This window comes from Nocardiopsis sp. TNDT3, from assembly GCF_003427465.1.
Lineage (GTDB): Bacteria > Actinomycetota > Actinomycetes > Streptosporangiales > Streptosporangiaceae > Nocardiopsis > Nocardiopsis dassonvillei.
Map to the genome: position 1 here is coordinate 1 of NZ_QPFC01000792.1, position 4,043 is coordinate 4,043.

Here is a 4,043-nt window from a genome sequence, read left to right on the forward strand (position 1 = left end):
CGCCCGGGGCCCGTGTGACCGAACGGATCAGGCCCCGGTGTCGGGGCCCGGCTCCTCGGGGGCCTTCAGCGGCTTGACCAGCGCCCAGCCGCCCATGAACACGGCGAAGGCCAGCATGCCCAGACCGGACCACAGGTTCAGGTTCGTTCCGCTCTGCTCGATCTGCTCCGGCGCGGCCGCGAACCCCATGGCCGTCAGCACGACGCCGTAGATGGCGAACAGCAGCGCGATGATCGTGCGGATGTCGAAGACCCGGGAGGCGGTGCGGCCCTTCCTCTTTCCGGGGCTGTCAGCACTCATCGGATGAGCTCCTCAGCTTGTCTCAGCACGGTGCACCTCTCGGGGTCGCTCAGGCGAAGATGATGTTCAGGACGATGACGAGCACCAGGGCGATCCCGGCCAGCAGCCCCGGTCGGCGGTACCAGCCGGCGTCCTCACCGGTGGTGGAGGCCTTGCGCGACTCGCGCGGGGTCAGCGAGTGCACCAGGCCCACCAGCTCGGAGTCGGGCTTGGGCCGGGTGAACATGGTGACCACGACGCTGACGAGGATGTCGACCACGAAGGCCGCTCCCGCGCCGACGAAGCTCGCGCCCTGCGCCGACAGGGCCAGTACTCCGGTCTCGGCGAGCAGGAACACGCCCACGGCGGCCAGGGTTCCCGCCGCCAGGCCGCTCCAACCGGCGTGGGGCGTCATCCGCTTCCAGTACATACCGAGGATGAACGTGGCGAACAGCGGCGCGTTGAAGAACGAGAACAGCTGCTGCAGGTAGTCCATCAGGTTGGAGTAGCCCGAGGCGATGAACGCCGTGCCCACGGCGCCGACGGTGGCGCCGACCGTGACCCACCGGCCCATGCCCAGGTAGTAGGAGTCGGGCCGGTTCTTGACGACGTAGGCCTGCCAGATGTCGTACGTGAACACGGTGTTGAACGAGCTGAGGTTGGCGGCCATACCGGCCATGAACGACGCGAGCAGACCGGCCAGGGCCACGCCCAGCAGACCGTTGGGCAGCACGTCGCGCATCAGCAGCAGGATCGCGTCGTTGTAGTCGACGCCGGGGTTCTCACCGGCCTTGAGCTGGACCATCTCCGAGACGCTCACGCCCGCGATCATCCCGGGGATGATGACGATGAACGGGATGAACAGCTTGGGGAAGGCGCCGATGATGGGGGTGCGCATCGCGGCCGACATGCTCTTGGAGGCCATGGCGCGCTGCACCTCGACGAAGTTCGTCGTCCAGTAGCCGAACGCGAGGACGAAGCCGAGGCCGAAGACGATGCCGAGGATGCTCAGGAAGCTGTCGCCGAAACCGGTCAGCGCGTTGCCCGGCCAGGCGGAGAGCTGTTCGGCGCCCTGCGGGGAGGCGGTGACCTCCTCCACCAGACCCGACCAGCCGCCGACCCGGTTCAGCCCCGCCAGGGTCAGCGGCAGCAGCGCCGCGACGATGACGAAGAACTGGAGCACCTCGTTGTAGATCGCCGCGGAGAGCCCGCCCAGCGCGGTGTAGCTGAGGACGATCGCGGCGGCGACCAGGAGCGACAGCCACAGGGGCCAGCCCAGCAGCGCGTCCACGATGGTCGCCAGCAGGAAGAGGTTGACGCCCGCGATCAGGATCTGGGCGACCGCGAAGCTGATCCCGTTGAGCAGGTGGGCGGCGGTGCCGAAGCGGCGGAGCATGAACTCGGGGACGCTGCGGACCTTGGAGCCGTAGTAGAACGGCATCATGACCAGGCCCAGGAACAGCATCGCCGGGACGGCGCCGATCCAGAAGTAGTGCATGGTCGGCATGCCGTAGTTGGCGCCGTTGGCCGACATGCCGATGATCTCGATGGCGCCGAGGTTGGCCGCGATGAAGGCCAGACCCGTCACCCAGGCGGGCAGGGAGCGCCCCGACAGGAAGAAGTCGAGGCTGTTGGAGACCGAACGCCGGGCGATGAAGCCGATGCCCAGCACGAACGCGAAGTACACCGCGAGCAGGGTGTAGTCGATGGCGTTGGCGTCCAGCCGCAGGGAGTCCTGTGCTAGCACGGTCACGTCGGCTGGTCCTCTCTCGACGCGGCGGCCCCTGCGTGGAAGGCCTGTTCACACCTTCGGACGTGGTGCGCCCGGGTCACCACCGGATCTCGGGCGACGAAGGACGCGGCGTCGCGAACCGGTACCCGTATCTGCACCTCAGGACGGGGTGCGCCCATGTTCTTACTCCGTTCACGCATGTGCACCGTGCACATGAGGACCATTCCCCACATTTTTCCACGGAACCAAACATTAACCATCAAGGTAAGCAACCATCTTGCACAAGCACCGGCGTGTCAAGGGTCTGGCGCCGCCCTGTTCGGGGTGGCACCCGCGGTCCCGCCGTGGGTCGCGGCACCGCGGGGAGCGGCGTCACGGGAGCCTTCTCCTCGGGCGCCGGGGGGGGCAAGGGGCGCCTGTGCACCTACCCCGCCGGAACGCGCCTATCGTGTGCTTCCGGGGCTGTTTCTCATGAAATGCCGCCGCCGGAAACGGCTCGGCGGCGCCGGGAACGCCGGAGGCGGACAGTGCGCGAAGGAGGGTTGACGCTGCGCGACCGCGACCTTACGATGCACGCACGGTGACGGAGCGCACCCGCCACCGCGCACGATGCCCGCCGCCCCCGTCCCACGGCACACGACCCCCGGTGCCGACACGGACTCCTGGCGGACCACCCCCGCACCCGGGCGGGCCGAGGGCGGACCGCGACGCGCGGCCCGTTCCGCGCCCGCACGACCCCCCGTTCCGTGGCCGCAGCGCGCCGCGCTCCCGCGACACTCGTTGTTAGCGCTAACAACACATGGGTGACACGCCCTCGCACGGCGACGCGGAACCCGTCTCCCCTGGTGCCGAGGCACTTCTCGGGCCGGGGCGCCCGCGGTCCGGGGCACTCCGCGACCCGGAACCCGGCGTCGCCGCGGCACCCACCCCCCAGAACCGAGCCCGAGGAGGCTCCCCATGACGGAACACCCGCACACCCTCTCCCGCCGCAGAATGCTGGGCTCCGCCCTGGCCGCGGGAGCGCTGGCCGCGACCACGACCGCCGCCGACGCGGTCGGCGCCCGGCCCGCGGCGGCCGCCGACTACCCCGGACCCGGCCATGTGACCGGCGACGTCCGGGTGCACGACCCGTCCTTCGTCAAGCGGCCCGGGGGCGGCTACCTGATCGCCCACACCGGCGACGACGTGGCCCTGAAGACCTCCGCCGACCGGACCGCCTTCCGCGACGCGGGTCCGGCCTTCCCCGGCGGCGCCCCGTGGACCGGCCCCTACACGGGCGGCGCGCGCAACCTGTGGGCCCCGCACCTGTCCCACGCCGACGGGCGGTACCGCCTCTACTACTCCGCCTCGACCTTCGGCTCCAACCGGTCCGCGATCTTCCTGGCCACCAGCACCAGCGGGGACTCGGGCACCTGGCGCGACGAGGGCCTGGTCATCGAGTCGTTCCCCTCCGACGACTTCAACGCCATCGACCCCCATCTGGAGGTGGACGGCCAGGGCCGCTGGTGGCTGGCGTTCGGCTCGTTCTGGTCGGGGATCAAGATGGTGCGCATCGACCCGGCGACCGGCAAGCGCGGCGACCGCGTCCTGCACTCGATCGCGGGCCGCGGCGGCGACGCCGTCGAGGCGCCGACCCTCTTCCAGCGCGACGGCTGGTACTACCTGTTCGTCTCCTTCGACCTGTGCTGCCGGGGAGCGGACAGCACCTACCGCATCATGGTCGGCCGCTCCACCAGCATCACCGGCCCCTATCGCGACCGCGCCGGAAGGGCCATGACCGCGGGCGGCGGCACCGAGGTCCTGTCCGGCCACGGCGGCGTGCACGGCCCCGGCCACCAGGACGTCTTCGCCGACACCGACCACGACATCCTCGCCTACCACTACTACGCCGACGACGGCACGGCGCTGCTGGGCGTCAACTGGCTCGGCTGGGACTCCGCCGGATGGCCGTACGTGCACTGACACCGGCCCTGGAACGCGGCGAGGGGTCCACCTGACGGTGGACCCCTCGCTGACCTGCTATTCCTCTGTC

3 protein-coding genes are annotated in these 4,043 nt (G+C 70.2%); 1 reads left to right on the top strand and 2 read right to left on the bottom strand.

The window, feature by feature from the left end:
- Positions 1–27: 27 nt before the first annotated feature.
- The gene (locus tag DQW06_RS19385) at positions 28–300 is read right to left on the bottom strand and encodes a hypothetical protein (RefSeq protein WP_013152042.1); all 273 of its coding nucleotides are present in this window, start codon (positions 298–300) and stop codon (positions 28–30) included.
- A 49-nt stretch (positions 301–349) separates the two neighbouring features.
- Positions 350–2,032 carry a sodium:solute symporter family protein gene (locus DQW06_RS19390; RefSeq protein WP_013152041.1) on the bottom strand — a complete coding sequence of 561 codons (1,683 nt, stop codon included), beginning with the start codon at positions 2,030–2,032 and terminating at the stop codon, positions 350–352.
- 936 nt (positions 2,033–2,968) lie between these two features.
- Between DQW06_RS19390 and DQW06_RS19395 the strand changes: the two genes are divergently transcribed.
- Complete coding sequence (locus DQW06_RS19395; protein ID WP_117199051.1) at positions 2,969–3,973, top strand: arabinan endo-1,5-alpha-L-arabinosidase; 1,005 nt, start codon at positions 2,969–2,971, stop codon at positions 3,971–3,973.
- Positions 3,974–4,043: the final 70 nt, after the last annotated feature.

Excerpts from the sequence above, each read along its gene's own strand:
- DQW06_RS19385 (WP_013152042.1), bottom strand. The coding sequence starts at position 300 with ATGAGTGCTGACAGCCCCGGAAAGAGGAAGGGCCGCACCGCCTCCCGG.
- DQW06_RS19395 (WP_117199051.1), top strand. The coding sequence starts at position 2,969 with ATGACGGAACACCCGCACACCCTCTCCCGCCGCAGAATGCTGGGCTCC.